The following is a 23,039-nucleotide window of genomic DNA, read 5'->3' as shown; positions in this document are numbered from 1 at the left end:
GACGCGAGCCTGCCTCACCGGGCTCCCGGACGAGGGGCGCCGTACCCGGTGTGCGACAAGACGGCCCGTCGGAGGCTGTGATGTCGTGGTTGGTTCTGGTGGTGTCCGGGGTGCTGGAGGCGGTGTGGGCCACCGCGTTGGATCGGTCCCGGGGACTCAGCCGGCTCGGCCCGTCGGTGGTGTTCGTCGCGGCGTTGGTCGCGAGCATGGCGGGACTGGCGTATGCCATGCGCCGGCTGCCGGTGGGGACGTCCTACGCGGTGTGGGTGGGGATCGGTGCGGTGCTCACCGTGGCGTTCGCGATGGCCACGGGCGAGGAGGCGGTGTCGGCGTCGAAAGTCGTGTTCCTGGGCATGATCGTCGGGGGCGTGATCGGGCTGAAGCTGGTGCACTGAACCCGTTCCGGAGGGACACCGCAACCGTCGGGGCCGGCCGCGAGGAGCACCGGCCCCGGAACCGGGCGCACGAATCCGCGCACGGCAGTGGCGGATCGGCCGTCACGGCGTGCGCGCGCCGGCGCCGTCGGGTCGTCGCGGCATGAGGAAGAAGACCAGCACCGCGACGACGAGCGGCAGCGCCGAGACGATCAGCATGGTGGTCGCGACGCCCTCGGTGAAGTCGACGCCGAGGGTCAGCCCGTGGGCGAGCTGCACCAGGTTGGGGTCGTACCCGGTGGGGCCGCCGCTGTGGGACATCGTCATCGTGACGGCGTGCTCGGCCTGCTCCGCCTCCTGGACCGAGATGCCGCGAGTTTCGGCGTCCTCGAGCACTTCTCGCCGGTAGAACGCGTCGAGCAGCAGGATGTAGACGGTCGGGCCGAGGGCGTAGCCCATCATTCCGAACGCCGGCTGGACGGCGGCGATCGACCCGGTGTTGCCGGTCTCGGCCTGCGAGAGGATCGTGTCGGCGGTCGCGGTTCCGGCCACGAATCCGCCCAGATTGCTGGTCCACGTCGCCACGACGAGCGCCGCGACCGTCATCGTCGGGGCGACCGTCGCCGCCGTCACGAGGCCGCTCAGCACGATGACCAACAGTCCGGTCACCAGCACCGGGCGCGCGGTGTGCGCGGCGATCATCCGGCCGGCCAGCACGCTCGCCGCGGCGATCACGAGCGTGCCGGGAAGGTACAGCAGTCCGACGGCCTGCGAGGACATGCCCAGCACGTAGTCGCCGAGCTGGCCGAGCACGGTTCCCAGACCGGCCGCGAGCAGGTTCACGGTCAGGACCGCGAGCACCGCGAGGACGAAGGCGCGGCGCCCGAACAGCGACAGGTTCAGGGCCGGCTCCGGCGTCCTGCGTTCGTGCCACACGAACGTCGCGGCGGCGGCGACGCTGACGCTCAGGGGCACCCAGGCGCGCGGTTCGGTGAGCCCGTCGGGCACCGCTCCGATCCCCGCCACCAGGCCGAGCAGCGCCACCCCGAACAGACTCACACCGAGGACGTCGACTCCGCCCGCGGCCCGGCGCGGTGGTTCGTCGACGAGCCGGACGATCAGTGTCAGCGCGATCAGCGCGAGCGGCGGGGTGACGAGGAACAGCGATCGCCAGCCGAACGTCTCCACGACCCACCCGCCGACCGCCGGAGTGATGCCGTACAGGACCGTGTCGACGGCCATGAGGACGCCGAGAGCCGTCGACCGCAGTTCGGCCGGGACGGAGGCGGTGACGAGCGCCAGCGACAGTCCCAGCAGCGCGGTCAGCGCCAGGCCGTCCAGGAAGCGCATCAGCAGCAGCACCGGATAGTTCGGCGCCAGCGACGACAGCAACCCGACGGCGATGTTGGCGACGAGGGCCCACACGAGCATGCGCGCGAGCCCGAACCGGTCGCCGAGAGTCCCGACCGCGAGGACGGATGCGGCCACCATGAGGGTGGAGGCGGCGGCGAGCATCCCGATCCGGTCGGCGGGAACGTCGAGACCGCGGCCCACGGTGGACAGATTGAGGGTCAGCATCAGCGGGTCGACGGCCGCGATCGCGTAGGCGATCGCGGGACCGAGAACGGTCAGGAGGATCCGGCCGGTGAGGCGCGGCGCGGCCTCGGCGCGTTCGGCCATCACGCACACCCCGTCCTACTCGATGAAGCCCTTCTCCACGAGCCAGTCGTAGGCCACCTCGGCCGGCTCCCGTCCGTCGACGTCGATCTGCCCGTTCAGCTCGATGAGGGTCTCGTCGGTCAGCTCCCGGGTGACGGGTGCGAACAGGTCGGCGATCTGCGGATTCTCGGTGAGGGTCTCCTCGCGGACGACGACGGCCACGTTGTAGATGGGGAAGAACGTGCGGTCGTCCTCGAGCACCGCGAGATCGAGCGCCTCGATCCGTCCGTCCGTGGTGAACACCTCCCCGAAGTTGCATTCGCCCCGGGCCGTCGCCTCGTAGATCGCCCCGGTGTCCAGGGTCTTGATGTTCTCCCGCGGGACCCCGGAGCCGAGGGGGATCCCGTACGTCTCGAGCATCGGCTGCAGGCCGTCGTTGCGGTTGGCGAACTCGGATTCCACGCAGAAGGTGCGTTCGGCGACCGGGATGTTCGCGATGTCGGAGAGGGAGTCCACGCCGAGGCGCTGGGCGTTGCGGCTGGTGGCCGCGAAGCCGTAGGTGTTGTTCATGGGGGCGGGCGGCAGCCACGCCAGATCGTTCTCGCGCAGGTCCTCGTCGCGTACGGCCTGGTACTGGGCCTGCTCGTCCGGGATGGCCTCCTCGTGTCCGAGGTAGGCGATCCAGGCCGTTCCGGTGTACTCCCACTGGAGGTCGACCTGTCCCTCGAGCTGCGCCTGGCGGGAACTGGCGCTGCCGGGGATGTTGGTCAGATCCGTGACGTCCGCACCGGCCGAGCGAAGAAGGATCACCGCCATCTTCCCGAGCAGGACTCCTTCCGAGAAGTTCTTCGACCCGACCGCGACGCTCGCCCCGTCGAGCCGTTGGACGGACTGCAGGGGACCGGCGAGCTCGCCGGTGGGGACGAAGCCGCCGGCGGTTCCGAGTCCGCAGGCGGTCAGGGTCGCCGCGACGAGCAGGGATCCGACGATGCGGGGCAGCAGGATCCGGGTCACCGGCGCAGCCCCTTCGGTTGCACCGTGAGTTCGAGGACCCGGCCCGCCCAGTCGATGAGCAGGGCGAGCAGCGCCACGAGCAGGGCCCCGCTGACGAGCACCGGATACCGGAAGAGGGTGATGCCGGTGACGATGAGGGAACCGAGGCCGCCGGCGTTGATGAACGTGGCCAAGGTGGCGGTGCCCACGAGCAGGACGAGGGCGGTGCGCACGCCGGTCATGATCACCGGTACGGCGAGCGGCAGTTCGACGCGCAGCAGCACCCCGGCGCCGGACATGCCGATTCCGCGGCCGGCCTCGACGAGCGTGGGGTCGATGCCCTCGATCCCGGTGATCGTGTTCCGCAGCACCGGAAGGACGGCGTACAGGGTCAGGGCGACGACCGCCGTGCCGAATCCGAAGCCGAGCCAGATCGCGAGCAACACGATCAGGCCGATGGCCGGGGCCGCCTGGCCCGCGTTGGCGATCCCCACCGCCACGGGTGCGAGTGCGCGTGACCTCGGCCGGGTCAGGGCGATGCCGAGCGGGACGGCCACCGCCACGACGAGGATCGCCGAGACCACGGTGAGCCCGACGTGTTGCCAGAGCAGGGTCGTGATCGTGGTCCAGTCGAGTTGCCGGGCCTCGATCGAGTCGAGGTCGGCGTTGCCCCGCCACAGTGCCCACGCGGCGAACACCACTGCCACCAGGACGGGGATGACGACGAGCAGCCCCGTGTTCTCACGCCCCGCGCCGGCGTCGCGCGGGCGTGTCTCGGTTCCCGCGGCGCGCGACGGCGCGGCCGGCTCGGCGTCGAGGCTCATATGCGGCTCCCGGTGTCGTCGGCGCCGGGCCCCGCCGAGCGTGGACCGGTGGGGCGGATCCGGTTGGTGACGGACTCGAAGTTCACCAATCCGAGGAATTCGTCGTGCCGGCCGGTCACGATCGCGGCCCCGTGCGCCGAGGTGAGCATCGCGTCGAGCGCATCGTTCAACGTGGCGTGCCGATCGAGCGTGATCATGCCTTGCGGTTCGCCGGCCGGGACGGACTCGGCGCCGTCGAGCTCGTGCACCCACAGCCACGCCACCGGCCGCCGTCGCTGGTCGAGGACCACGACGGTGTCGTCGTCGTTCGCCGCGGCGCGGGAGACCGCTTCGGCGGCGGGGCTTCCCACGGTGGCAGTGGTGCCGTCGACGAGGTCGAGGTCGTCGACCCGGCTGAGGGACAGCTGCTTGAGGGTGGACCCGGCGCCGACGAACTTCTCGACGAACCGGTTCGCCGGTGCCGAGAGGATCACCTCGGGGGTGTCGTACTGGGCGACGTGCGCGCCCTCCTCCATGATCAGGATGCGGTTGCCCAGCTTCACGGCCTCGTCGATGTCGTGGGTGACGCACACGATCGTCTTGCGCAGTTCCTCGTGGATGCGCAGCAGCTCGTCCTGCAGCCGGTGCCGGGTGATCGGATCGACCGCCCCGAACGGCTCGTCCATCAGCACCACGGGCGGGTCGGCGGCCAGGCCCCGCGCGACGCCGACCCGCTGCTGCTGGCCGCCGGAGAGCTCCCGCGGGTACCGGTCGCAGTACTTGCCGGGATCCAGGTTGACCAGTTCGAGCAGCTCCACGACCCGGTCCGCGGTCCGTCGCTTGTCCCAGCCCAGCAGCCGGGGCACGATCGAGATGTTCTGGGCGACCGTCATGTGCGGGAAGAGGCTGCCGCCCTGGATCACGTACCCGATCCGCCGGCGCAGGTCGTCGACGTCCGCGGAACGGACGTCCTCACCCCCGATCAGGATGGTGCCGGAGGTGGGTTCGACGAGCCGGTTGATCATCTTCAGCGACGTGGTCTTGCCGCAACCGGACGGACCGACGAACATCACGATCTCGCCCGCCGGGATGTGCAGGCTCAGTCCGTCGACGGCGGGCCGGGCCTGACCGGGGAAGGTCTTCACCACGTCGACCAGGTCGATGTCGGTGCCGCTGATGCCCCCGGCGGAATGTGCTGGCGTGTTCATCGGGCTCGGATTCCCTTCGAGACGGTGACCTTGCCGATCGCGAGGAGCAGTGCGTCGAGAGCGAGGGCGAGCACGACCACGCCCACCGTGCCCACGAGCGCGGAATTCAGGGCGTTGGCGCCACCGATCTGGGACAGGCCCGTGAAGATGAACGAGCCCAGGCCGGGGCCGAGGACGTAGGCGGCGATGGCGGCGACCCCCATGGACATCTGGGTGGAGACCCGTACCCCGGCGAGGATGACCGGCCAGGCCAGGGGGAGCCGTACGCGGGTGAGGGTGCCGACCTCGCCCATGCCGAGGCCTCGCGCCGACTCGACGAGCGCCCGGTCGACGCCCTGCAGGCCGACGACCGCATTACGCAGCACGGGCAGCGCCGCGTAGAACGCCACGGCGATGAAAGCCGGGGTGACGCCGATTCCGACGAGCGGGATCAGGATGCCGAGCAGGGCGAACGACGGGATCGTCAGACCGATGGCGCTGAGCGCGTTCGCCACCGGTTCGAGCCGCGGGACGCGCGTGACGATCACCGCGATCACGACGGCGACGATCGTGGCGAGGAGGACGGCCTGCACGACCAGGCTCACGTGCTGGTAGGCGCTGAAGGCGATCTGCGCCTTCCGCTCGTCGACGAATTCCCACATGCGCACCCGTCCCGTCTCCCCGCACGCCCGACTGTCACGATGGCACACCTGCGGTGGGCTTCGCGCCGAGACGGAGAACCGCGACGGAGAACCCGGCAGGCACGGACCGTCGATCGCCGCCCGAGGGCGGGTGGTCCGCGGCCCCACTCGGCGGCAGGCACACGGTGGCCGCGTTCTATCCTTCCGGCATGGATTCGCTCGTCGTCGACCATCCGCTCGCCGCCGCTCTCCTCACGACCCTGCGTGACGAGCGCAGCGACAACGCCGCCTTCCGGTACGCGCTGCGCCGGCTTACCCAGATGCTGATCTACGAGGCGATCCGGGACGCCCCGGTGGAGCAGTTCGAGGTGCGCACGCCCGTCGCGAGCACGACCGGTGTGCGCCTGCAGCAGCCCCCGCTGCTGGTGCCGGTGCTGCGCGCGGGGCTCGGCATGGTGGAGCAGGCGCACGCGCTGATCCCGCAGGCGCGCGTGGGCTTCGTGGGGTTGGCCCGGGACGAGAAGACGTTCGAGCCGGTGCCGTACCTCGAGTCGCTCCCGGACGACCTGTCCGGCCTGCCGGTCTACGTGCTCGACCCGATGCTCGCCACCGGCGGCTCCATGGTCCACACGATCGAGCTGCTGGTCACGCGCGGAGCAACCGACGTCACCGCGGTGTGCGTGGTCGCGGCCCCGGAGGGGGTGGCGGCGCTCGCCGACTCCGGTCATCCGGTCCGGTTGGTGACCGCGACGATCGACGAGGGACTCAACGAGGACAGGTACATCGTCCCGGGACTCGGGGACGCCGGCGACCGCCAGTTCGGACCTCGCTGAGGCGGCTCGCGGATCTGCTTGCGCCGCACCAGCGATCCGCATCGGCGCCGAGATAGTCTTGTATGTCCTCTTTGTCTGTTGTGTGACAGGATTACAATAGAGTTTCTTTTGGGATCTGGTGCGGGTCGGCTCCGCGGCATTGCGCGCCTCGCCGGCATCCGGCCCGGAACCCGCGAAACCGCAGGACAGGAAGAGATTCCGGTCGCGGTGCCGGACGTGAGGGGGTCCGGTCCGGAGCGGCGGTGTGTCCGGCCGATTCCGTCTCGTTTCGGCGAAGATGATCAACTCGCCTTCCGGACGGGGCTTCTGTGGTTACGCTCGCCCAGATCGGTTGGTTCGTCCACTGCCCTCGACCGTCCACGAAAATGAGGTCCGCTCGATGATCAACACCTTCTCCGGCAACAGGTTTCGACAGTGCGCCCGGGCCACCGCACTCGGTGCGGCCGCAGTGCTGGGCATGGTGGTGGGGTCCGGCAGTGCCGGAGCCGCTGTCGACAATGCCCGGACGCTGCCCCTCGGCAACAACAACGCCATCGAAGTGCTCCAGGCCGACACGTCGATCCAGTCCTATCCGCCGCTCGACAGCTCGCCCGTCAGCTTCGAGTTCTTCCACGACGAGGTCGTATCGGTCAACATCACCGGGCCGGACGCGGATTCCTTCCAGGACACCAAACTGACCATCGGATACCAGATCGGCTATCCCGTCGCCCTCAACGGTGCCATCGTGCACATCAACACCCCCAGCCTCGACTGGGAGGTTGGCAACGAGTTCGGCATCGGCGTCGAGCTCGCCCCCGAGTTCGCGCTCGGGCTCGACGCGAGCACCGGCGCGACGATCGGCGGTTCGATCATCCCCTCCCAGGAGATCGAGGTCGATCTTGCGCCCGGCGGCATCACCGACGTGGCATTCGTCCAGGACATGGAGTTCGACGGCAGGGCGGCGACCGTCCGGCTCGCGGGAGTCCACGGCTCGGTCTCGGGAGCGCTCGGCCCGGTCACGATCCGCCCGTACGCCAGGGCTGTCACCTCGAACAACGACACCGTCATCACATACGGGGTGCCGCACCGCCTTTGAGAATCGTCGTCGCTCCGGTGCCGGCTGTGACCGCGACACGCGGGCACCGCCGGCACCGACGTGCGTGGTTACCCGTCGCTCAGCGCGGATGCCCACGCGCGCAACGCCCGTAGGCGCGCCGTCGCGCCGCCGCGGTCACCGTCCGGGGCGACCGCCTCGAGATAGCACTTGAGCTTCGGCTCGGTGCCCGAGGGCCGCACCACGACGCGCACCGACGCCCCCTCGAGTACCACCGCGTCCGTGCGCAGCGGGCCGGCCGCCGTCGCGAGGTCGGTGGCCGTGACCGGCTCCCCGGCGAGTTCGGCCGGCAGCGCGGACCGCAGCCGGCTCATGATCGCCCCGATCCGCGCGAGGTCGGTCACCCGGATCGAGACCTGATCGCCGAGATGCAGCCCGAATTCGCGGTACAGGGCGTCGAGAGCGTCGACGAGCGTGCGCCGCCGGGCCTTCAGCTCCGCGGCGTAGTCCGCGACGACGATCGCCGTGGCGATGCCGTCCTTGTCGCGCACCGCATCCGGGTCGACGCAGTGTCCGAGGGCCTCTTCGTACGCGTACACCAGCCCGTCGCCCGCGCGGGCGAGCCACTTGAAGCCCGTGAGGGTCTGCGCGTAGCGGGCGCCCCGCGCGGCGGCGAGCTTGCCGAGCAGGGACGAGGAGACGATCGTCGTCGCCACCAGTGCACCGCGCGGGGCCCCCGCGAGAATCCGGTCGCCCAGCAGCACCCCGGTCTCGTCGCCACGCAGCATCCGCCAGCCGTCGGGCGTGGGGACGCCCACGGCACACCGGTCGGCATCGGGATCGAGGGCGACGGCGATGTCGGCGCCGACCTCGGCAGCGAGCGCGAGCAGGGCGTCGGCGGACCCCGGCTCCTCCGGGTTGGGGAACTCGACGGTGGGAAAGCGCGGGTCGGGCGCGAACTGTGCGTCGACGACGTGCACGTCGCCGAAGCCGGCCGCGCGCAGGGCTGCCACCGCGGTCTCCCCGCCGACGCCGTGCAGCGGCGTCAGCGCGACGCGGAGTTCCCGCGCCGCGGAGCGCGGCAGCGACGCGACGCGCGCGAGATACCGTGCCACCAGTTCGTCCCCCGCGGGTGCGACGGTGACGCGCGGCACCGACGCCGCGTCGCCGACGGCGTCGATCGCCGCCTCGATCTCCCGGTCGTCCGGCTCGACCAGTTGTGCGCCGCCGCGGGTGTAGACCTTGTAGCCGTTGTCCGTGGCCGGGTTGTGCGACGCGGTGATCTGCACACCCGCGACCGCGTCGAGCGTCCGCACGGCGTACGCCGTCACCGGGGTCGGGAGCGGGCGCGGCAACGCCACGACGTCGAAACCGGCGGCCGCGAGAACCTCTGTGGCGGCGGCGAAGAACTCGGCCGATCCGGTGCGCGCGTCGCGGCCGACGACCACGGTGCCGCCGCCGGAGCCGCGCGCGTCGAGCCAGCGGGCCAGGCCCGCGGTGGTGCGGACGACCACGTCCTCGTTCATGCAGTCCGGGCCGTCGCCGACGGGGCCGCGCAGCCCGGCGGTGCCGAAGCGCAGGGTCACAGCCGGCCCGCCAGCTCACGCAGCAGGTCGCCCATGCGGGTGGCGGCGGCCCGTCCCGCCGCAAGGACCTCGTGGTGGTCGAGGTGCTCGCCGGTGATCCCCGCCGCGGCGTTGGTGACCAGGGAGATGCCGAGGACCCGGGCGCCGGCGGCACGCGCGGCGATGGTCTCGTGGACGGTGGACATGCCCACCAGGTCCGCGCCGAGGGTGCGCAACATGCGGATCTCGGCGGGGGTCTCGTAGTGCGGGCCGGGCAGGCCGGCGTACACGCCCTCGCCGAGGGTGGGGTCGATCTCGCGGGCGAGGGCGCGCAACCTCGGGCAGTAGGCGTCGACGAGGTCGACGAACTGGGCGCCGACGAGCGGCGAGCGTCCGGTGAGGTTGAGGTGGTCCGAGATCAGGACCGGCTGACCGACCGCGTGATCGGGCCGGATGCCGCCGGCGGCGTTGGTGAGCACGACGGTGCGCGCGCCGGCGGCGACGGCGGTGCGCACCGGATGCACGACGCGGCTCAGGTCGTGCCCTTCGTAGGCGTGGGTGCGGCCCGCGAGGAGCAGCACCGGGGTCTCGCCGACCCGCACCGAATGCACGGTGCCCGAATGTCCTTCGGCGGTGGGCGGGGCGAATCCCGGCAGTTCGCTCATCGGAACGTCGGCGACCGCCGTGCCGAAGCGCTCCACCGCGGCGCGCCAGCCGGAGCCGAGCACCACCGCGACGGAGTGCTCGGGCACGCCGGTGCGCTCGGCGAGTGCCGCGGCGGCGCGGGCGGCCTCGGCAGGGGGGTCGGCGATGGCGTCGGGTGCTCCCATGTCGGTCGACCCTAGCGCCAACCGTGTTGTTACTCACCGGTAGGTTCTGGCGCTATCCTCTCCGCATGCCATACCTCGAACGCGACGGCGACGTCTTCGTCCTCCACCTCGGCGACCGCTCCGGCGGCGACACCGAGAACCGCTTCCACCCCGACTGGCTCTCCGCCGTCCACGCGCTGCTCGACGAGGTCGTCGCGCACGACGGCCCCGCGGCGCTCGTCACCGCGGCCACCGGGAAGTTCTGGAGCAACGGCCTCGACACCGACTGGATCTTCGGGAACCTCCCCGGGCTGCCGGGTTACCTCGATTCCGTCCACGAGTTGTACGCGCGGATCCTCACCTTCCCCGCGGCCACCGTCGCGGCGGTGCAGGGCCATGCGTTCGGTGCCGGTGCGATGCTCGCGCTGACCCACGACTTCCGCGTGATGCGGGCCGATCGCGGCTTCTGGTGCCTGCCCGAGGTGTCGCTGAACATGCCGTTCACCGTGGGCATGTCCGCACTGCTGCGCGAGCGGCTGCCGATCCAGGCCGCGGTCGAGGCGACCACGACCGGCCGCCGGTTCGGCGGTGGTGACGCCCTCGCGGCGGGCATCGTCGATCGCGCCGTCGACGGCGACACCGTGCTGGCCGCCGCCGTCGAGCGGGCCGCCGCCCTGACCGGCACCCGGGGCGCCAACCTGGCGGGCATCAAGCGCGGTCTGCACGCGCCGCTGATCGCGGCGCTCGAGACGAAGACGGACGAGTCGAACTTCCGCCTCGGGTGAGGTGCCCTCGTTCCGCCCGTGCCAGACTGAGCGGGTGACGAGCGATGCGGACAGGGCGATCGAGGCTGCGTCGGACGGCCTGATCGCCCTGTCGCATTCGATCCATGCCGAGCCGGAGCTGGCCTTCGACGAACACCGCAGCGCCGCGAAGATCGTCGAACTGCTGCGCGGCGGCGGATTCGAGGTCCGCACCGGGATCGCCGATCTGCCCACCGCGTTCGACGCCCGGTTCGGCAGCGGGGAACTCGTCGTCGGCATCTGCGCCGAATACGACGCCCTGCCCGGAATCGGGCACGCGTGCGGGCACAACATCATCGCCGCCGCCGCCGCCGGCGCGGGCCTGGGTCTCGCCGCGGTCGCCGACGCCCTCGGCATCACCGTCCGCGTCATCGGCACGCCCGCCGAGGAGACCGGCGGCGGCAAGGTGCTCATGCTCGAGCGCGGCGTGTTCGCCGACGTCGGCATGGCCCTGATGGTGCACCCGGGCCCGTTCGACATCACCGGGGCGACGTCGCTGGCCCTCGCCGACATCGCCGTCACCTACACCGGTCGCGAGGCGCACGCCTCCGCCGCCCCCGAATACGGCCGCAACGCCGCCGACGCCGCGACCGTCGCGCAGGTCGCCGTCGGCCTGCTGCGTCAGCATCTGCTGCCCGGCCAGCAGATCCACGGCATCGTCAGCGACGGCGGCACCGCCCCGAACATCGTGCCCGCGCACACCGAACTGCTGTACTACCTGCGGGCGACGACCGCGGACTCCCTCGCCGACCTGTCCGAGCGCGCCGGGAACTGCTTCGCCGCCGGGGCTCTCGCCGCCGGCTGCACGCACGAGATCCGCACCGTGTCGCCGACCTATACCGAACTGACTCCCGACCCGTGGCTGGTCCGGGCTTATCGTGAGGAGATCATCGGTCTCGGGCGCACGCCGCTGCCCGTCGAGGAGGAAGGATCGCGCCCGCTGGGCAGCACGGACATGGGAAACGTGACGAACGTGGTGCCGGGTATCCACCCGGTGATCGGTCTCGACTCGGGTGGGGCGGTGACCCACCAGGCGGCGTTCGCCGCCGCGTGCGTCACCGCCTCGGCGGACCTCGCCGTCCTCGACGGCGCCCGCGCGCTCGCCGCGACGGCGGCCCGGGCGGCGACCGATCCCACGCAGCGTGCACGGCTGCTCGAGAACGTGGCGCGCCGATGAACCCGTACATCGAGAAGTGGCTGGGCGAGCACACCGACGACCTGTCGGCGTGGCGCCGGCACATCCACGCCAATCCCGAACTGGCCCGTCAGGAGTACGCCACCACCGAGTTCGTCGGGAGCACGCTCGCCGCCGCCGGGCTCGAACCGAAGGTGCTGCCGCGCGGCACGGGCCTGATCTGCGATCTCGGCCCCGAGGGCCCGCGGATCGCCCTGCGTGCCGACATGGACGCGTTGCCCATGCAGGAGCTGACGGGCCTGCCGTTCGCCTCCACCGTGCCGGGCGTGACACACGCCTGCGGGCACGACGCCCACACCACCGTCCTGCTCGGCACGGCGCTGGCGCTGCACTCGGTGCCCGAGCTGCCGGTGGGTGTGCGGCTGATCTTCCAGCCGGCCGAAGAGGTGATGCCGGGCGGTGCGCTCGACGTGGTCGCCGCGGGCGCGCTCGAGGGGGTGGCCCGGATCTTCGCGTTGCACTGCGATCCGCGGCTCGAGGCGGGCCGGGTCGGGGTGCGGGTCGGGGCGATCACCTCGGCCGCCGACACGGTCGAGCTGGTCCTCGACTCGCCGGGCGGGCACACCTCCCGCCCGCACCTGACGGGCGATCTGGTGTACGGGCTCGGCACCGTGATCACCGGGCTGCCGGGCATGCTCAGCCGGCGCATCGACCCGCGCACGAGCACGGTGATGGTGTGGGGCGCGGTGACGGCGGGCAAGGCCGCGAATGCGATTCCCCGCACCGGCATGCTGACCGGCACCGTCCGCACCGGCGACCACGAGACCTGGGAGCTGCTCGAGCCGATGGTGCGCGAGATCGTGCACGGTCTGCTCGCGCCGACCGGCCTGAGCTACGAGCTGGACTACCGGCGCGGTGTGCCGCCCGTCGTCAACGACGAGGTGTCGGCCCGGATGGTCGAGGACGCGGTGCGCGCGATCGACCCGGACGCGCTGGCGGACACCCCGCAGTCCGGGGGCGGCGAGGACTTCTCCTGGTACCTCGAGCAGGTTCCGGGGGCGATGGCCCGGCTGGGTGTGTGGCGGGGGACCGGGCCGAAGCTCGACATCCACCAGCCCGACTTCGATCTCGACGAGCGGGCCCTGGCCGTCGGCGTACGGGTGATGACGAACCTGGTCCTGGGATCAGGTTAGGCTTGCACAACCTGTACGTTGCCTGTGAGTCGTCGCTCACGCCAGGAGGTCCGGATGCATTTTCGACGCAGAGCTGTCGCCGTACTGTCGGCCGGGGTCGTCGCCGCCGTGTTGGCCGCGTGCGGCAGCGACTCGGGATCGGGTGAGTCCGAGGGCGGCTCCACCGGTGCGCTCACCCTGTACTCCGGGCGCAGCGAGAACCTGGTCGGGCCGCTGATCGACCAGCTCGAGGGCACCCTCGGCTTCGAGGTCGACGTCGTCTACGGCAGCACCCCCGAGATCACCGGAAAGCTGGTCGAGGAGGGCGGCTCCTCGCCGGCCGACGTGGTGTTCACCCAGGACGCCGGTGCGCTCGGCCTGCTGGACCAGGCGGGGCTGCTCGAGACGCTGCCGGCGTCGGTGACCGAGCTGGTTCCCGCCGACTACCGCGCCGCCGACGGCACCTGGGTGGCGACCTCCGCGCGCGCCCGCGTGCTCGTCTACAACGACGAGAAGGTGCAGCCGCAGGATCTGCCCACCGGCATCGACGGCCTGCTGGACCCGAAGTGGAAGGGCCAGATCGGCTTCGCCCCGACCAACGCGTCGTTCCAGGCGTTCGTCACCGGGCTGCGCGTCGCGCGCGGCGAGGACGGGGCCCGCGCCTGGCTCGAGGCCTTCAAGGCCAACGAGCCGGTGGCCTTCGAGGGCAACGGCCCGCTGATGGAGGGTGTGGACACCGGCCAGGTCACCCTCGGCCTGACCAACCACTACTACTGGTACGGCCTCGCGGACGAGCGCGGTGCCGAGAACCTGAACGTGCAGGTCTACTACTTCCAGGCCGGTGATCCGGGCGCGCTGGTGAACATCGCCGGGGCCGGCGTGCTGAAGACCACGGACCAGAAGGAGCAGGCGGAGCAGTTCGTCGCCGCGCTGCTCTCGCCCGAGGCCCAGGCCTACTTCGCCGACGAGACGGCCGAGTACCCGGTCGTCGAGGGCGTCGAGACCAAGGACCAGCTGCGTCCGCTGTCGGAGATCGGCAACTCCGACATCGAACTCGCCGAACTCGCCTCGCTCGAGCAGACCCAGGCGTTGCTGCAGGAGCTGGGATTCATCTGATCCAGCTCGCCGCTCTCCGTCCCACCCGGCGCAGCCGGCCCGTTCTCACGCTGGCTGCGCTGGGTGTCTCGGTGTTCGCGCTCGCCCCGGTGGCACACCTGGTCATGCGTGCGTTCGCAGACGGCCCCGACCGCGTGTGGTCGCTGGTGTTCCGGCAGCGCACCCTCGATCTGGTGTGGCGCAGCGGCATTCTCGCGCTCACCGTCACCGTCGCCTGCCTCGTGATCGGCGTCACCGCCGCGTGGCTCACGGCACGCACCGACCTGCCCGGCCGGCGGTGGTTCGCCCTGGCGCTGAGTGTTCCGCTCGCCATCCCGTCGTACGTGTCCGGCTTCGTCTACATCGCCCAGTTCCCCGGCCTCGCGGGTTTCGCGGGGGCCGCGCTGGTCCTCACCGCGGCGAGCTTCCCGTACGTGTACCTGCCGGTGTCCGCCGCGCTGGCCTCGGTCGATCCGGGACTCGAGGAGGTGGCCCGCACCCTCGGCCGGTCCCGGCTGCGCACCACGCTCACCGTGACCCTGCGTCAGGTGTGGCCGACCGCGGCGGCCGGCGGCCTGCTGGTGGCGCTGTACACCCTCAGCGACTTCGGCGCCGTCGCGCTGATGCGGTACGAGGCCTTCACCCTCGCCATCTACGGCAGCTACCGGGGGCTGCTCGACCGCACCCCGGCCGCGGTGTTCGGCTTGGTGCTCGTCGTTCTCGCCGTCGCGCTGACGGTCTCCGAGCGCCGGGTGCGCCGCGGGGCCACCGCGCGCGTCGGTTCCGGCGCCCCACGAGCCGCCGCGGCCGTGCCGCTGGGCGGGCAGCGGTGGACGGCCCTGACGTTCCTCGCCGTCGTGCTGGTGGTGAGCGTCGGCGTGCCGCTGGCCGGACTTGCGCGCTGGCTGTGGTTCTCGCAGCAGGCGGCGATCGACTGGGCGGGGATCTGGACGGCGACGACGTACACGCTGTGGGTGGCGGCCCTGGGGGCGTTGCTGACGACGGCGCTGGCCCTGCCGGTGGGCACCCTGGCGGCGCGTTCGACCTCGCCGGTGGCGCGGTTCACCGAGAGCGCCTCCTACGTCGGGTTCGCGCTGCCCGGCATCACCGTGGGTCTGGCTCTGGTCTTCTTCGGTATCCGGCTGCTGCCGCAGTGGTACCAGCACACCCCGATGCTCGTGATCGGCTACGCGGTGTTGTTCCTGCCGCTCGCCGTCGGGTCGATCCGCGCGGCCGTCGCCTCGATCCCGCTCGGCCTCGAGGACGCGTCCGCGACCCTCGGCAGCGGACGGCTGCGGACCGGCGTCCGGGTGATGATCCCGCTGGCCGCGCCCGGTGTCGTGGCGGGCGCGGCGCTGGCGTTCCTCACCATCGCGAAGGAACTGCCCGCGACGTTGTTGCTCGTGCCGATCGGGGAGGACACCCTGGCGTCACGGATGTGGAAGTACACCGAGACCCTCGAATACGGTTCGGCGGCCCCGTACGCCGCGATCCTGGTGCTCATCGCCGCGCTGCCGTCGCTGGTGCTGGGCCGACTGTTGCGGGGCCGGGTCGATGCGGAAAGTGGCGGTGAGGAATGAGCGGGCTCTCCATCGAGGGCGTATGCGCCCGGTACGGGCGGACCGAGGTCGTCAGCGACGTCTCGCTGACGGTGGAGCGAGGCGCGTTGCTGGCCGTACTCGGGCCCTCGGGCGGGGGCAAGACCACGCTGCTGCGCGTCGTCGCGGGTCTGCACCCGGCGAGCGCGGGGCGCGTCGTCGCGGACGGACGCGACCTCACGGCTCTGCCGCCGGAGCGCCGGGGGGTGGGGCTGGTGCCGCAGGAGGGTGCGCTCTTCCCGCATCTGAGCGTGGCGCGCAACGTCGGCTACGGGCTGGTGCAGCCGACGTGGCGATCGATGGTGCGGCAGAAGTCCGTCCGGCACCGCCGCGTGGCGGAACTGCTCGACCTGGTCGGCCTGGCCGGCACCGGTCAGCGCAAGCCGTCGCAGCTGTCCGGCGGCCAGCAGCAGCGCATCGCGCTGGCGCGGGCGCTGGCCCCGAACCCGTCCGTCGTACTGCTCGACGAGCCGTTCAGCGCCCTCGACGCCGGGCTGCGGGCCAGTCTGCGCGCCGAGGTCCGCACCCTGCTGCGGGACCAGGAGGTCGCCTCCGTGCTGGTCACCCACGACCAGGCCGAGGCCCTGGCCATCGCGGACACGGTCGCGGTGATGCTCGGCGGGCGTGTCGCCCAGGTGGGCACCCCGGAGGAGGTCTATCGGTGGCCCGCGACGCTCGAGGTGGGCGCATTCGTGGGGGATTCGGTCGTGCTCGACGCCGATGCGGACGGCGACCGCGCGCACACGGTGATCGGTGCGGTCCCGCTCGCCGCCCCGGCCCACGGCAAGGGTCACGTGCTCGTGCGCCCGGAACAGGTGCAGGTCGCCGCGGCCGACGAGCCGTCGAAGTTCACCGTGCTCGACATCGCCTTCGGCGGGGCACTGACGGAGGTGCGGGTGACCGGAGCCGGGCAGACGATCCGGGCGCAGCGGGCCGCATCGCACGACGTGCAGGCCGGGGATCCGGTGACGCTGCGGGTCGGCGTCCCCGTGCCGTTCTACCCGGACCGCCCGGCCGGGGACTAGAAGCTGTCGGGCCGGCCCGGCCCGACGTTGCGGCTGTTGCGGGTGCGCAGGTCGCGCACGTAGTCGGCGGGGGCTCCCGCGATCTCGGCGGCGTCGGCCATCACGCCCAGGTAGCGGGCCGACGGCAGGCCGCCCTCGTACGCGTCGAGGACGTACAGCCAGGCGAGCACGGGACCGTCGTCGGTGTCCACGCGCAGCCGGATCTTGCGGTGGATGCCGAGTTCGGAGCCCTCCCACCGGTCGAGGCTGCGTTCGTCCTCGTCGGGTACGTCGTACAGCACCACGAACACCTTCGAGTCGGGATCCTCGACGACGGTGGCGAGCGCACCCTCCCAGCCGATGTCGCCGCCGCTGAACGTCAGCCGCCAGCCGTGGAGCCAGCCGGTTCCGGCCATCGGCGAATGCGGGCAGCGCTGCAGCATCTGCTCGGGATGCATGTTGGAGCCGTAGGCGGCGTAGATCGGCACGGGGTACAGGCTAATGGCTGACCGTCCGGCGCAGGACACGGGGCGCTGGCCGCTGCGTGGCCGAGTCCGCGTGCGCAGGACGGGGCCGGTGGCATAGCGTGTCTGCGGACGTTCGGCAACCCCGGCGCCCGCACACCCGGACCGAGGACCATCTCGGAATCGATACAGAGGAGAACAATGACCCGGATCGTGATCATCGGCGGCGGCCCTGCGGGCTACGAGGCGGCGCTGGTGGCGGCTCAGTACGGCGCGACCGTGTCACTGATCGATTCGGACGGGGTCGGCGGTGCCTGCGTGCTCTTCGACTGCGTGCCGTCCAAGACGTTCATCGCGTCCACCGGCATCCGCACCGACATGCGCCGAGCCGCCGACCTCGGCGTCCAGCTCGAAAGCTCCGGGGTGGCGCTGCCCGAGGTCAACGCCCGGGTCAAGAGCCTCGCCCGCGCGCAGTCCGCGGACATCCGCACCAAGCTCGAGGCGGCCGGCGTGCAGTTGCTCAGCGGCCGCGGCGAGCTCATCGACAGCCAGGTCGGGATGGCGGCGCACCAGGTGCGCGCCAACCTCTTCACGGGCGAGGAGCGGATCCTCGACGCCGACGTCGTGCTCATCGCGACCGGCGCGAGCCCGCGGGTGCTGCCCGGCGCGGAGCCGGACGGCGACCGCATCCTCAACTGGCGTCAGCTCTACGACCTCGACGCGCTGCCCGAGCACCTCGTGGTCGTCGGTTCCGGTGTCACCGGCGCCGAGTTCGTCTCCGCCTACACGGAGGTCGGTGTCCAGGTGACGCTGGTCTCGAGCCGCGACCGGGTGCTGCCGCACGAGGACGAGGACGCCGCCCTCGTGCTCGAGGACGCCTTCGCCGAGCGGGGCGTGAACCTGGTCAAGCACGCCCGTGCCGACGCCGTCGAGCGCACCGCGAACGGGATCCGGGTCAAGCTGGCCGACGGGCGCATCGTCGAGGGCAGCCATGCCCTGATGACGGTCGGCTCGGTGCCGAACACCTCCGACCTCGGGCTCGAGAAGGTCGGCCTGCAACTCGACCGGGGCGGTTACCTCCAGGTCGACCGGGTCTCGCGCACGTCCGTCTCGGGTATCTACGCCGCCGGCGACTGCACCGGGCTGCTGCCGCTGGCGTCGGTGGCCGCGATGCAGGGCCGCATCGCGATGTACCACGCCCTCGGCGAGGGGGTGAGCCCGATCCGGCTCAAGACCGTCGCCTCGGCGGTGTTCACGCGGCCCGAGATCGCCACGGTCGGCGTCAGCCAGGCCGCGATCGACAACGGCGAGGTGCCGGCCCGCACCGTGATGCTGCCGCTGCACACCAATCCCCGTGCGAAGATGTCGGGGCTGCGCCGCGGCTTCGTGAAGATCTTCTGCCGTCCCGCCACCGGCGTCGTGATCGGTGGCGTGGTGGTCGCCCCCACCGCCTCGGAGCTGATCCTGCCCATCGCGATCGCGGTGCAGAACAATCTCAGCGTCGACGATCTCGCCCACACCTTCTCGGTGTACCCGTCGCTGACCGGGTCGATCACCGAGGCGGCGCGCCAGCTGATGCGGCACGACGACCACCTGGACTGAGCGGGATGACCGGCGTCGACGTTCTTGACTCTCTCGCTGGGGGAGGGTCGACGGTGGACGCATGCGAACGAACAGCATCTTCCCCGTGGTCCCCGCTCACGACGTCGCCCGCAGCCGCGACTTCTATGCCGGGCTGCTCGGTCTGCGTGTGGTTTTCGACAGCGGCTGGTATGCGCAGCTGCAGGCGGCGACCGACGAGACCGTGCAGCTCGGTCTCGTGGCACGCGGCCACGAGACGATTCCCCGAGCCCACCTCTCCGCTCCCGCCGGCGTGCTGATCTCGGTGGAGGTCGACGACGTGGACGCCGTGTATGCGCGCGCCGGCGACCTCGCACTCCCGGTCGCGTTGGAACTGCGCGACGAGGACTTCGGGCAGCGGCACTTCATGACCGTCGATCCCGACGGCCTGCTCGTCGACGTCATCACGGTGATCCCGTACGCGCCGGAGGTTGCCGGAAGCGGGGCGGTGGTGACCGGGTGAGCCCGGCCGACGGATGGCTGAGCATCGGCGAGTTCGCGCGGATGTCCCGGTTGAGCGTCAGGACGCTGCGCCACTACGACCGCGAACGGCTGCTCGCTCCAGGCCGGGTCGATCCGCGTACCGGATACCGGTACTACTCGCGCGAGCAGCTCGCCTCGGCTCTGCGCATCGCGGTATTGCGCAGAGCCGAGGTATCCGTCCCCGCGATCCGTCTCCTCCTGCAGGACCCCGGACACACCGAGGTCGTCCTCGCCGCGGAGCGGGAACGGATCGAGCGCGAGGCCGCCCGTAAGCACCGGGCGCTCGCCCTCGTCGCCTCCCTCGCCGAGGCCGAAGCCGGCGGCCTCGCCGTGCGCCGGCACTGGATCGAGGATCGAACGGTCTTGTGGCGCAATGGGGAATCGACCGCCGAATCTCTGGATTCGGATGTGACGAACCTCGTGACGGCGCTGCTGGCCGACGCGTCGAGCGCCGGGCTGCCCACCGACGCGCCGGTGGTGGGGCAGTACCCGGCCACCCTCGACGGCGTGGTGCAGTTCGGCGTCGGTCTCGAGTTGCGGTCCCCGCTCGGACGTGCGGAAACTGCCACGACGACGCTGCCGGGCGGGACTTTCGCGGGCGTGGACTTCGTCGGTCCGGTCGCGCTGCTGCCGGTCGCCTACCACGCACTGTTCGGGTGGCTCGACGAGCGCGGTCTCGCGGCCGAGGGGCCGTTCCGGGAGTACTACCTCACCGACCCGCGTGACGTCGCTGCCGATGCGATGCGTACGCGGGTGCTGCACCCCCTGCCGGGGTGAGCACGTTCCGGGATGAGGGTTCCCCGAGGCCGGCGCGCCGCGGCTCCCGCGCCGGCTTCGCCCCACCGGATCAGGGTTCCATAGTGTGGGATCCGCATTCCACGCTATGGGCAGGTGGTGCTACGGTGGGGCGAGGACCGGATCCGGTCCGTCATCGACAGCCTCGCGCCGACCGCGGACCCGGGACGAAAGAGGTCTTCTCTCAACCCGTCCAGGAGTTCCCGTGTCCGTCGACGGCAGTATCCGCACCGCCCGCAGGTTGCGCGGCCTGCGCAGCTCCGCCATCCGTGATCTGCTCGCCCTGACCGCCCGACCGGACGTCCTCAGCCTCGCGGGTGGGCTCCCGGCGCCCGAGCTGCTGCCCACCGCGGAGATCGCCGACGCGGCCGCCACCGTGCTCCGTGACCCGGCTGCCGCCCAGTACGCCGCGACCTCCGGTCGCGGGGACCTGCGCGCCGTGCTCGCCGAGCGGGAGGGCGAGCGGCTCGGCCGCGCCGTCCACCCGGACGAGGTCGTCGTCACCCACGGCTCCCAGCAGGCGCTGAGCCTGCTCGCTCAGGTGCTGCTCGACCCGGGTGACACGGTGATCGTCGAGGAGCCCGCGTACACCGGTGCGCTGCAGGTCTTCCACGCCGCCGAGGCCCGCGTGGTCCCGGTACCGCTCGACGACGACGGCATGGACACGGAGGCGCTCGAACGCCTCCTGGCGGCGGGGGAGCGGCCGGTGCTCGTGCACACCGTCGCCACGTTCCACAACCCGCGCGGGGTCGTGTTGTCCGCGGCTCGGCGCCGGCACCTCGCGGCCCTCGCCGACCGGTACGGATTCCGCGTCGTCGAGGACGATCCGTACGGCGAGCTGTGGTTCGGACAGGCACCTCCGGCGCCCGTCGCGTCCTGGTCGGACCGCGTCGTCCGGCTCTCGAGTGCCTCGAAGACCCTCGCCCCGGCATTACGGGTGGGCTGGCTGCACGGCGACCGGCGGCTGTGCGCGGCCGTGGAGCTGCTGAAACAGGGCGCCGATCTGTGCGGCTCGTCCCTGACCCAGGCGATCGCCGCCGCGCTCCTCGCCGACGGGCCCTGGTACGCCGGGCATCTCGACCGGCTCCGGGGCACCTACGGCGCCCGGGCCACGGCGCTGTCGACCGCCCTCGCCGCGGAGTTCGGCGACGCGGTCGTCTCCTCCGCCGTGCGCGGCGGCATGTTCACCTGGGTGCGGTTCGCCGGTGAGCTCGACACGGCCGAGTTGCTGCCCGTCGCGGCCGAGCACGGTGTCGCGTTCGTGCCGGGGACCGCCTTCGCGGTGTCCGGGGACCACGGTCGCACTGCACGGCTGTGCTTCGCCACCGCCGGGGAGGCCGACCTCGCCGAGGCGGCGCGCCGGCTCGGCCGCGCCGTGCGCGCCCTGCAGCACAGGACGGCCCGTGCGTAACGCGGCTCAGGCCCAGCCGTAGGTCCGCTCGACCGCCTTGTTCCACTCGGCGTAGAGCCGCTCCCGCTCGGCGGCGTCCATCTTCGGTTCCCAGGTGCGGCCGGCCGCCCAGTTGCGCCGGATGTCGTCCTCGCCGTCCCAGAAGCCGACCGCCAGGCCCGCCGCGTAGGCCGCGCCGAGCGCGGTGGTCTCGGCGACCACGGGCCGGACCACCGGGGCGCCGAGGATGTCCGATTGGAACTGCATCAGGGTTTCGTTGACGACCATCCCGCCGTCCACCTTCAGGGTGTGCAACTCGACGCCGGAGTCGGCGTGCATCGCCTCGATCACCTCGCGGGTCTGGTAGGCGGTCGCCTCGAGCGCGGCGCGCGCCAGGTGCCCCCGGTTGACGAAGCGGGTGAGCCCGGCGATCACGCCGCGCGCGTCGGGGCGCCACCGCGGCGCGAACAGGCCGGAGAACGCCGGCACGAAGTACGCGCCGCCGTTGTCGGGGACGGTCGCGGCGAGATCCTCGATCTCCGCGGCCGTGCGGATGAGCCCGAGATTGTCGCGCATCCACTGCACGAGCGACCCCGTGACCGCGATCGAACCCTCGAGGGCATACACCGCCGGGGCGTCGCCGACGCGGTAGCAGACGGTGGTCAGCAGCCCGTGCTCGCTCCGGACCGGCGTCGTCCCGGTGTTGAGGAGCAGGAAGTTCCCGGTCCCGTAGGTGTTCTTCGCCTCGCCCGGCGACAGGCACGCCTGGCCGAACGTCGCGGCCTGCTGGTCGCCGAGGATGCCCGCCACCGGGACGCCGGCGAGCGGCCCGCGTTCGCGGGCGTACCCGTAGATCTCCGACGAGCTGCGGATCTCCGGCAGCATCGACATCGGGATCCCGAAGTCCGCGCAGATGTCCGGATCCCATTGCAGCGTCTCGAGATTCATGAGCATCGTGCGAGAGGCGTTGGTGACGTCGGTGAGATGCACTCCCGGCTGCCGGTTGCCCGCGCCGGTGCCGCCGGTGAGGTTCCACAGGATCCAGCTGTCCACCGTCCCGAACGCGAGCTCGCCGGCCTCCGCCTTCTCCCGGGCGCCCTCGACGTTGTCGAGGATCCACCGCACCTTCGGGCCCGCGAAGTACGTCGACAGCGGCAGGCCCGTGGCCTTGCGATACCGGTCCACGCCCGCGTCGCCGGCGAGCTGCTCGACCAGGCGATCGGTGCGGGTGTCCTGCCACACGATCGCGTTGTGGACGGGCCGGCCGGTGGAGCGTTCCCACACGACCGTCGTCTCGCGCTGGTTGGTGATGCCGATCGCGGCGATGTCGGCGCGTGTCAGATCCGCCTTCGCCAGGGCCAGGGCGGCGACTTCGCGGGTGTTGAGCCACAGCGTTTCCGGATCGTGTTCCACCCAGCCGGCGCGGGGGAGGATCTGCTCGTGCTCGGTCTGGGCCCAGGCCACGATGCGGCCGTCGTGGTCGAAGATGATGCAGCGGCTCGACGTGGTCCCCTGATCGATCGCGGCGATGTATCGGGTCACGGCAACCTCTCCGGGCGTATGGTTCGGGACGGCAGTCTGCG

General features: G+C 71.8%; 22 protein-coding genes and 1 riboswitch. Of the genes, 13 read left to right on the top strand and 9 right to left on the bottom strand.

What is annotated here, in order from left to right:
• The first annotated feature begins 2 nt into the window (after window positions 1–2).
• A riboswitch (guanidine-III (ykkC-III) riboswitch) is annotated at window positions 3–70 on the top strand.
• 10 nt (window positions 71–80) lie between these two features.
• Window positions 81–395, top strand: coding sequence for a multidrug efflux SMR transporter (locus KZJ41_RS18795; RefSeq protein ID WP_006939659.1), 315 nt, complete (start codon window positions 81–83; stop codon window positions 393–395).
• A gap of 102 nt (window positions 396–497) precedes the next feature.
• On the opposite strand, the gene KZJ41_RS18790 is transcribed toward KZJ41_RS18795, so the two are convergent.
• Genes KZJ41_RS18790 through KZJ41_RS18770 form a run of 5 tightly spaced genes read right to left on the bottom strand, consistent with a single transcriptional unit; the run spans window position 498 to window position 5,678 of the window.
• Window positions 498–2,054: an MFS transporter gene (locus KZJ41_RS18790; protein WP_251549408.1), complete on the bottom strand. Its 1,557-nt coding sequence runs from the start codon at window positions 2,052–2,054 to the stop codon at window positions 498–500.
• A 15-nt stretch (window positions 2,055–2,069) separates the two neighbouring features.
• Entirely contained in the window at window positions 2,070–3,047 is a 978-nt protein-coding gene (locus KZJ41_RS18785; RefSeq protein ID WP_006939655.1) for a glycine betaine ABC transporter substrate-binding protein, read from the bottom strand.
• A complete protein-coding gene (locus KZJ41_RS18780) occupies window positions 3,044–3,850 on the bottom strand; it encodes an ABC transporter permease (protein WP_251549406.1) in 807 nt (268 codons plus the stop codon). The genes KZJ41_RS18785 and KZJ41_RS18780 overlap by 4 nt, the downstream gene beginning before the upstream one ends.
• Window positions 3,847–5,037, bottom strand: a complete 1,191-nt coding sequence (locus KZJ41_RS18775; RefSeq protein ID WP_251549404.1) for an ABC transporter ATP-binding protein — start codon at window positions 5,035–5,037, stop codon at window positions 3,847–3,849. The genes KZJ41_RS18780 and KZJ41_RS18775 overlap by 4 nt, the downstream gene beginning before the upstream one ends.
• Window positions 5,034–5,678: an ABC transporter permease gene (locus KZJ41_RS18770; RefSeq protein WP_029544703.1), complete on the bottom strand. Its 645-nt coding sequence runs from the start codon at window positions 5,676–5,678 to the stop codon at window positions 5,034–5,036. Before KZJ41_RS18770 ends, KZJ41_RS18775 begins: the two co-directional genes overlap by 4 nt.
• Window positions 5,679–5,866: 188 nt before the next feature.
• On the opposite strand from KZJ41_RS18770, the gene upp reads away from it, so the two are divergent.
• Window positions 5,867–6,490 (top strand): uracil phosphoribosyltransferase, encoded by a 624-nt coding sequence (gene upp / locus KZJ41_RS18765; RefSeq protein WP_050035488.1) that lies wholly within the window; start codon window positions 5,867–5,869, stop codon window positions 6,488–6,490.
• A 379-nt stretch (window positions 6,491–6,869) separates the two neighbouring features.
• A complete protein-coding gene (locus KZJ41_RS18760; RefSeq protein ID WP_006939646.1) occupies window positions 6,870–7,565 on the top strand; it encodes an MspA family porin in 696 nt (231 codons plus the stop codon).
• A gap of 68 nt (window positions 7,566–7,633) precedes the next feature.
• Here the strand turns inward: KZJ41_RS18760 and KZJ41_RS18755 are convergent, their stop codons facing one another.
• On the bottom strand, window positions 7,634–9,109 hold the full coding sequence (locus tag KZJ41_RS18755) for a phospho-sugar mutase (protein ID WP_161995066.1): 1,476 nt from the start codon (window positions 9,107–9,109) through the stop codon (window positions 7,634–7,636).
• Complete coding sequence (locus KZJ41_RS18750) at window positions 9,106–9,918, bottom strand: purine-nucleoside phosphorylase (protein ID WP_006939640.1); 813 nt, start codon at window positions 9,916–9,918, stop codon at window positions 9,106–9,108. The genes KZJ41_RS18755 and KZJ41_RS18750 overlap by 4 nt, the downstream gene beginning before the upstream one ends.
• Before the next feature lie 65 nt (window positions 9,919–9,983).
• Between KZJ41_RS18750 and KZJ41_RS18745 the strand changes: the two genes are divergently transcribed.
• From KZJ41_RS18745 to KZJ41_RS18720, 6 genes are all read left to right on the top strand, one after another.
• On the top strand, window positions 9,984–10,682 hold the full coding sequence (locus KZJ41_RS18745; protein WP_029544693.1) for an enoyl-CoA hydratase/isomerase family protein: 699 nt from the start codon (window positions 9,984–9,986) through the stop codon (window positions 10,680–10,682).
• Between the two features lie 34 nt (window positions 10,683–10,716).
• Window positions 10,717–11,877: a M20 family metallopeptidase gene (locus tag KZJ41_RS18740; RefSeq protein ID WP_065923430.1), complete on the top strand. Its 1,161-nt coding sequence runs from the start codon at window positions 10,717–10,719 to the stop codon at window positions 11,875–11,877.
• Window positions 11,874–13,028 (top strand): M20 family metallopeptidase, encoded by a 1,155-nt coding sequence (locus KZJ41_RS18735; protein WP_006939637.1) that lies wholly within the window; start codon window positions 11,874–11,876, stop codon window positions 13,026–13,028. Before KZJ41_RS18740 ends, KZJ41_RS18735 begins: the two co-directional genes overlap by 4 nt.
• Before the next feature lie 54 nt (window positions 13,029–13,082).
• Window positions 13,083–14,123, top strand: a complete 1,041-nt coding sequence (locus tag KZJ41_RS18730; RefSeq protein WP_006939636.1) for an iron ABC transporter substrate-binding protein — start codon at window positions 13,083–13,085, stop codon at window positions 14,121–14,123.
• Between the two features lie 71 nt (window positions 14,124–14,194).
• The gene (locus KZJ41_RS18725; RefSeq protein ID WP_050035484.1) at window positions 14,195–15,682 is read left to right on the top strand and encodes an iron ABC transporter permease; all 1,488 of its coding nucleotides are present in this window, start codon (window positions 14,195–14,197) and stop codon (window positions 15,680–15,682) included.
• Complete coding sequence (locus tag KZJ41_RS18720) at window positions 15,679–16,725, top strand: ABC transporter ATP-binding protein (RefSeq protein WP_043801417.1); 1,047 nt, start codon at window positions 15,679–15,681, stop codon at window positions 16,723–16,725. The genes KZJ41_RS18725 and KZJ41_RS18720 overlap by 4 nt, the downstream gene beginning before the upstream one ends.
• Here KZJ41_RS18720 and KZJ41_RS18715 read toward each other — a convergent pair.
• Window positions 16,722–17,192: a gamma-glutamylcyclotransferase gene (locus KZJ41_RS18715; RefSeq protein ID WP_006939627.1), complete on the bottom strand. Its 471-nt coding sequence runs from the start codon at window positions 17,190–17,192 to the stop codon at window positions 16,722–16,724. The genes KZJ41_RS18720 and KZJ41_RS18715 overlap by 4 nt on opposite strands.
• Window positions 17,193–17,369: 177 nt before the next feature.
• Between KZJ41_RS18715 and KZJ41_RS18710 the strand changes: the two genes are divergently transcribed.
• From KZJ41_RS18710 to KZJ41_RS18695, 4 genes are all read left to right on the top strand, one after another.
• Complete coding sequence (locus KZJ41_RS18710; protein ID WP_006939626.1) at window positions 17,370–18,770, top strand: NAD(P)H-quinone dehydrogenase; 1,401 nt, start codon at window positions 17,370–17,372, stop codon at window positions 18,768–18,770.
• Window positions 18,771–18,831: 61 nt separating this feature from the next.
• The gene (locus KZJ41_RS18705) at window positions 18,832–19,251 is read left to right on the top strand and encodes a VOC family protein (RefSeq protein WP_029544686.1); all 420 of its coding nucleotides are present in this window, start codon (window positions 18,832–18,834) and stop codon (window positions 19,249–19,251) included.
• The gene (locus KZJ41_RS18700; protein ID WP_251549402.1) at window positions 19,248–20,048 is read left to right on the top strand and encodes a MerR family transcriptional regulator; all 801 of its coding nucleotides are present in this window, start codon (window positions 19,248–19,250) and stop codon (window positions 20,046–20,048) included. Before KZJ41_RS18705 ends, KZJ41_RS18700 begins: the two co-directional genes overlap by 4 nt.
• A 223-nt stretch (window positions 20,049–20,271) precedes the next feature.
• On the top strand, window positions 20,272–21,477 hold the full coding sequence (locus KZJ41_RS18695) for a PLP-dependent aminotransferase family protein (protein WP_251549400.1): 1,206 nt from the start codon (window positions 20,272–20,274) through the stop codon (window positions 21,475–21,477).
• 6 nt (window positions 21,478–21,483) lie between these two features.
• On the opposite strand, the gene glpK is transcribed toward KZJ41_RS18695, so the two are convergent.
• Window positions 21,484–22,998: a glycerol kinase GlpK gene (gene glpK / locus KZJ41_RS18690; RefSeq protein ID WP_006939621.1), complete on the bottom strand. Its 1,515-nt coding sequence runs from the start codon at window positions 22,996–22,998 to the stop codon at window positions 21,484–21,486.
• Window positions 22,999–23,039: the final 41 nt, after the last annotated feature.

Source organism: Rhodococcus sp. 11-3, from assembly GCF_023704055.1.
Taxonomy (GTDB): domain Bacteria; phylum Actinomycetota; class Actinomycetes; order Mycobacteriales; family Mycobacteriaceae; genus Rhodococcus; species Rhodococcus aetherivorans.
Note: the sequence above shows the minus strand (reverse complement) of the source record. Positions and strands in the feature narration are given on the sequence as shown.

Bases quoted from the DNA above. Each gene is read 5' to 3' on its own strand.
- KZJ41_RS18705 (WP_029544686.1), top strand. From the start codon at position 18,832: ATGCGAACGAACAGCATCTTCCCCGTGGTCCCCGCTCACGACGTCGCC.
- KZJ41_RS18780 (WP_251549406.1), bottom strand. From the start codon at position 3,850: ATGAGCCTCGACGCCGAGCCGGCCGCGCCGTCGCGCGCCGCGGGAACC.
- KZJ41_RS18720 (WP_043801417.1), top strand. From the start codon at position 15,679: ATGAGCGGGCTCTCCATCGAGGGCGTATGCGCCCGGTACGGGCGGACC.
- KZJ41_RS18750 (WP_006939640.1), bottom strand. From the start codon at position 9,918: ATGGGAGCACCCGACGCCATCGCCGACCCCCCTGCCGAGGCCGCCCGC.
- KZJ41_RS18790 (WP_251549408.1), bottom strand. From the start codon at position 2,054: ATGGCCGAACGCGCCGAGGCCGCGCCGCGCCTCACCGGCCGGATCCTC.
- upp (WP_050035488.1), top strand. From the start codon at position 5,867: ATGGATTCGCTCGTCGTCGACCATCCGCTCGCCGCCGCTCTCCTCACG.
- KZJ41_RS18770 (WP_029544703.1), bottom strand. From the start codon at position 5,678: ATGTGGGAATTCGTCGACGAGCGGAAGGCGCAGATCGCCTTCAGCGCC.
- KZJ41_RS18760 (WP_006939646.1), top strand. From the start codon at position 6,870: ATGATCAACACCTTCTCCGGCAACAGGTTTCGACAGTGCGCCCGGGCC.
- KZJ41_RS18795 (WP_006939659.1), top strand. From the start codon at position 81: ATGTCGTGGTTGGTTCTGGTGGTGTCCGGGGTGCTGGAGGCGGTGTGG.
- KZJ41_RS18710 (WP_006939626.1), top strand. From the start codon at position 17,370: ATGACCCGGATCGTGATCATCGGCGGCGGCCCTGCGGGCTACGAGGCG.
- KZJ41_RS18730 (WP_006939636.1), top strand. From the start codon at position 13,083: ATGCATTTTCGACGCAGAGCTGTCGCCGTACTGTCGGCCGGGGTCGTC.
- KZJ41_RS18775 (WP_251549404.1), bottom strand. From the start codon at position 5,037: ATGAACACGCCAGCACATTCCGCCGGGGGCATCAGCGGCACCGACATC.
- KZJ41_RS18735 (WP_006939637.1), top strand. From the start codon at position 11,874: ATGAACCCGTACATCGAGAAGTGGCTGGGCGAGCACACCGACGACCTG.
- KZJ41_RS18745 (WP_029544693.1), top strand. From the start codon at position 9,984: ATGCCATACCTCGAACGCGACGGCGACGTCTTCGTCCTCCACCTCGGC.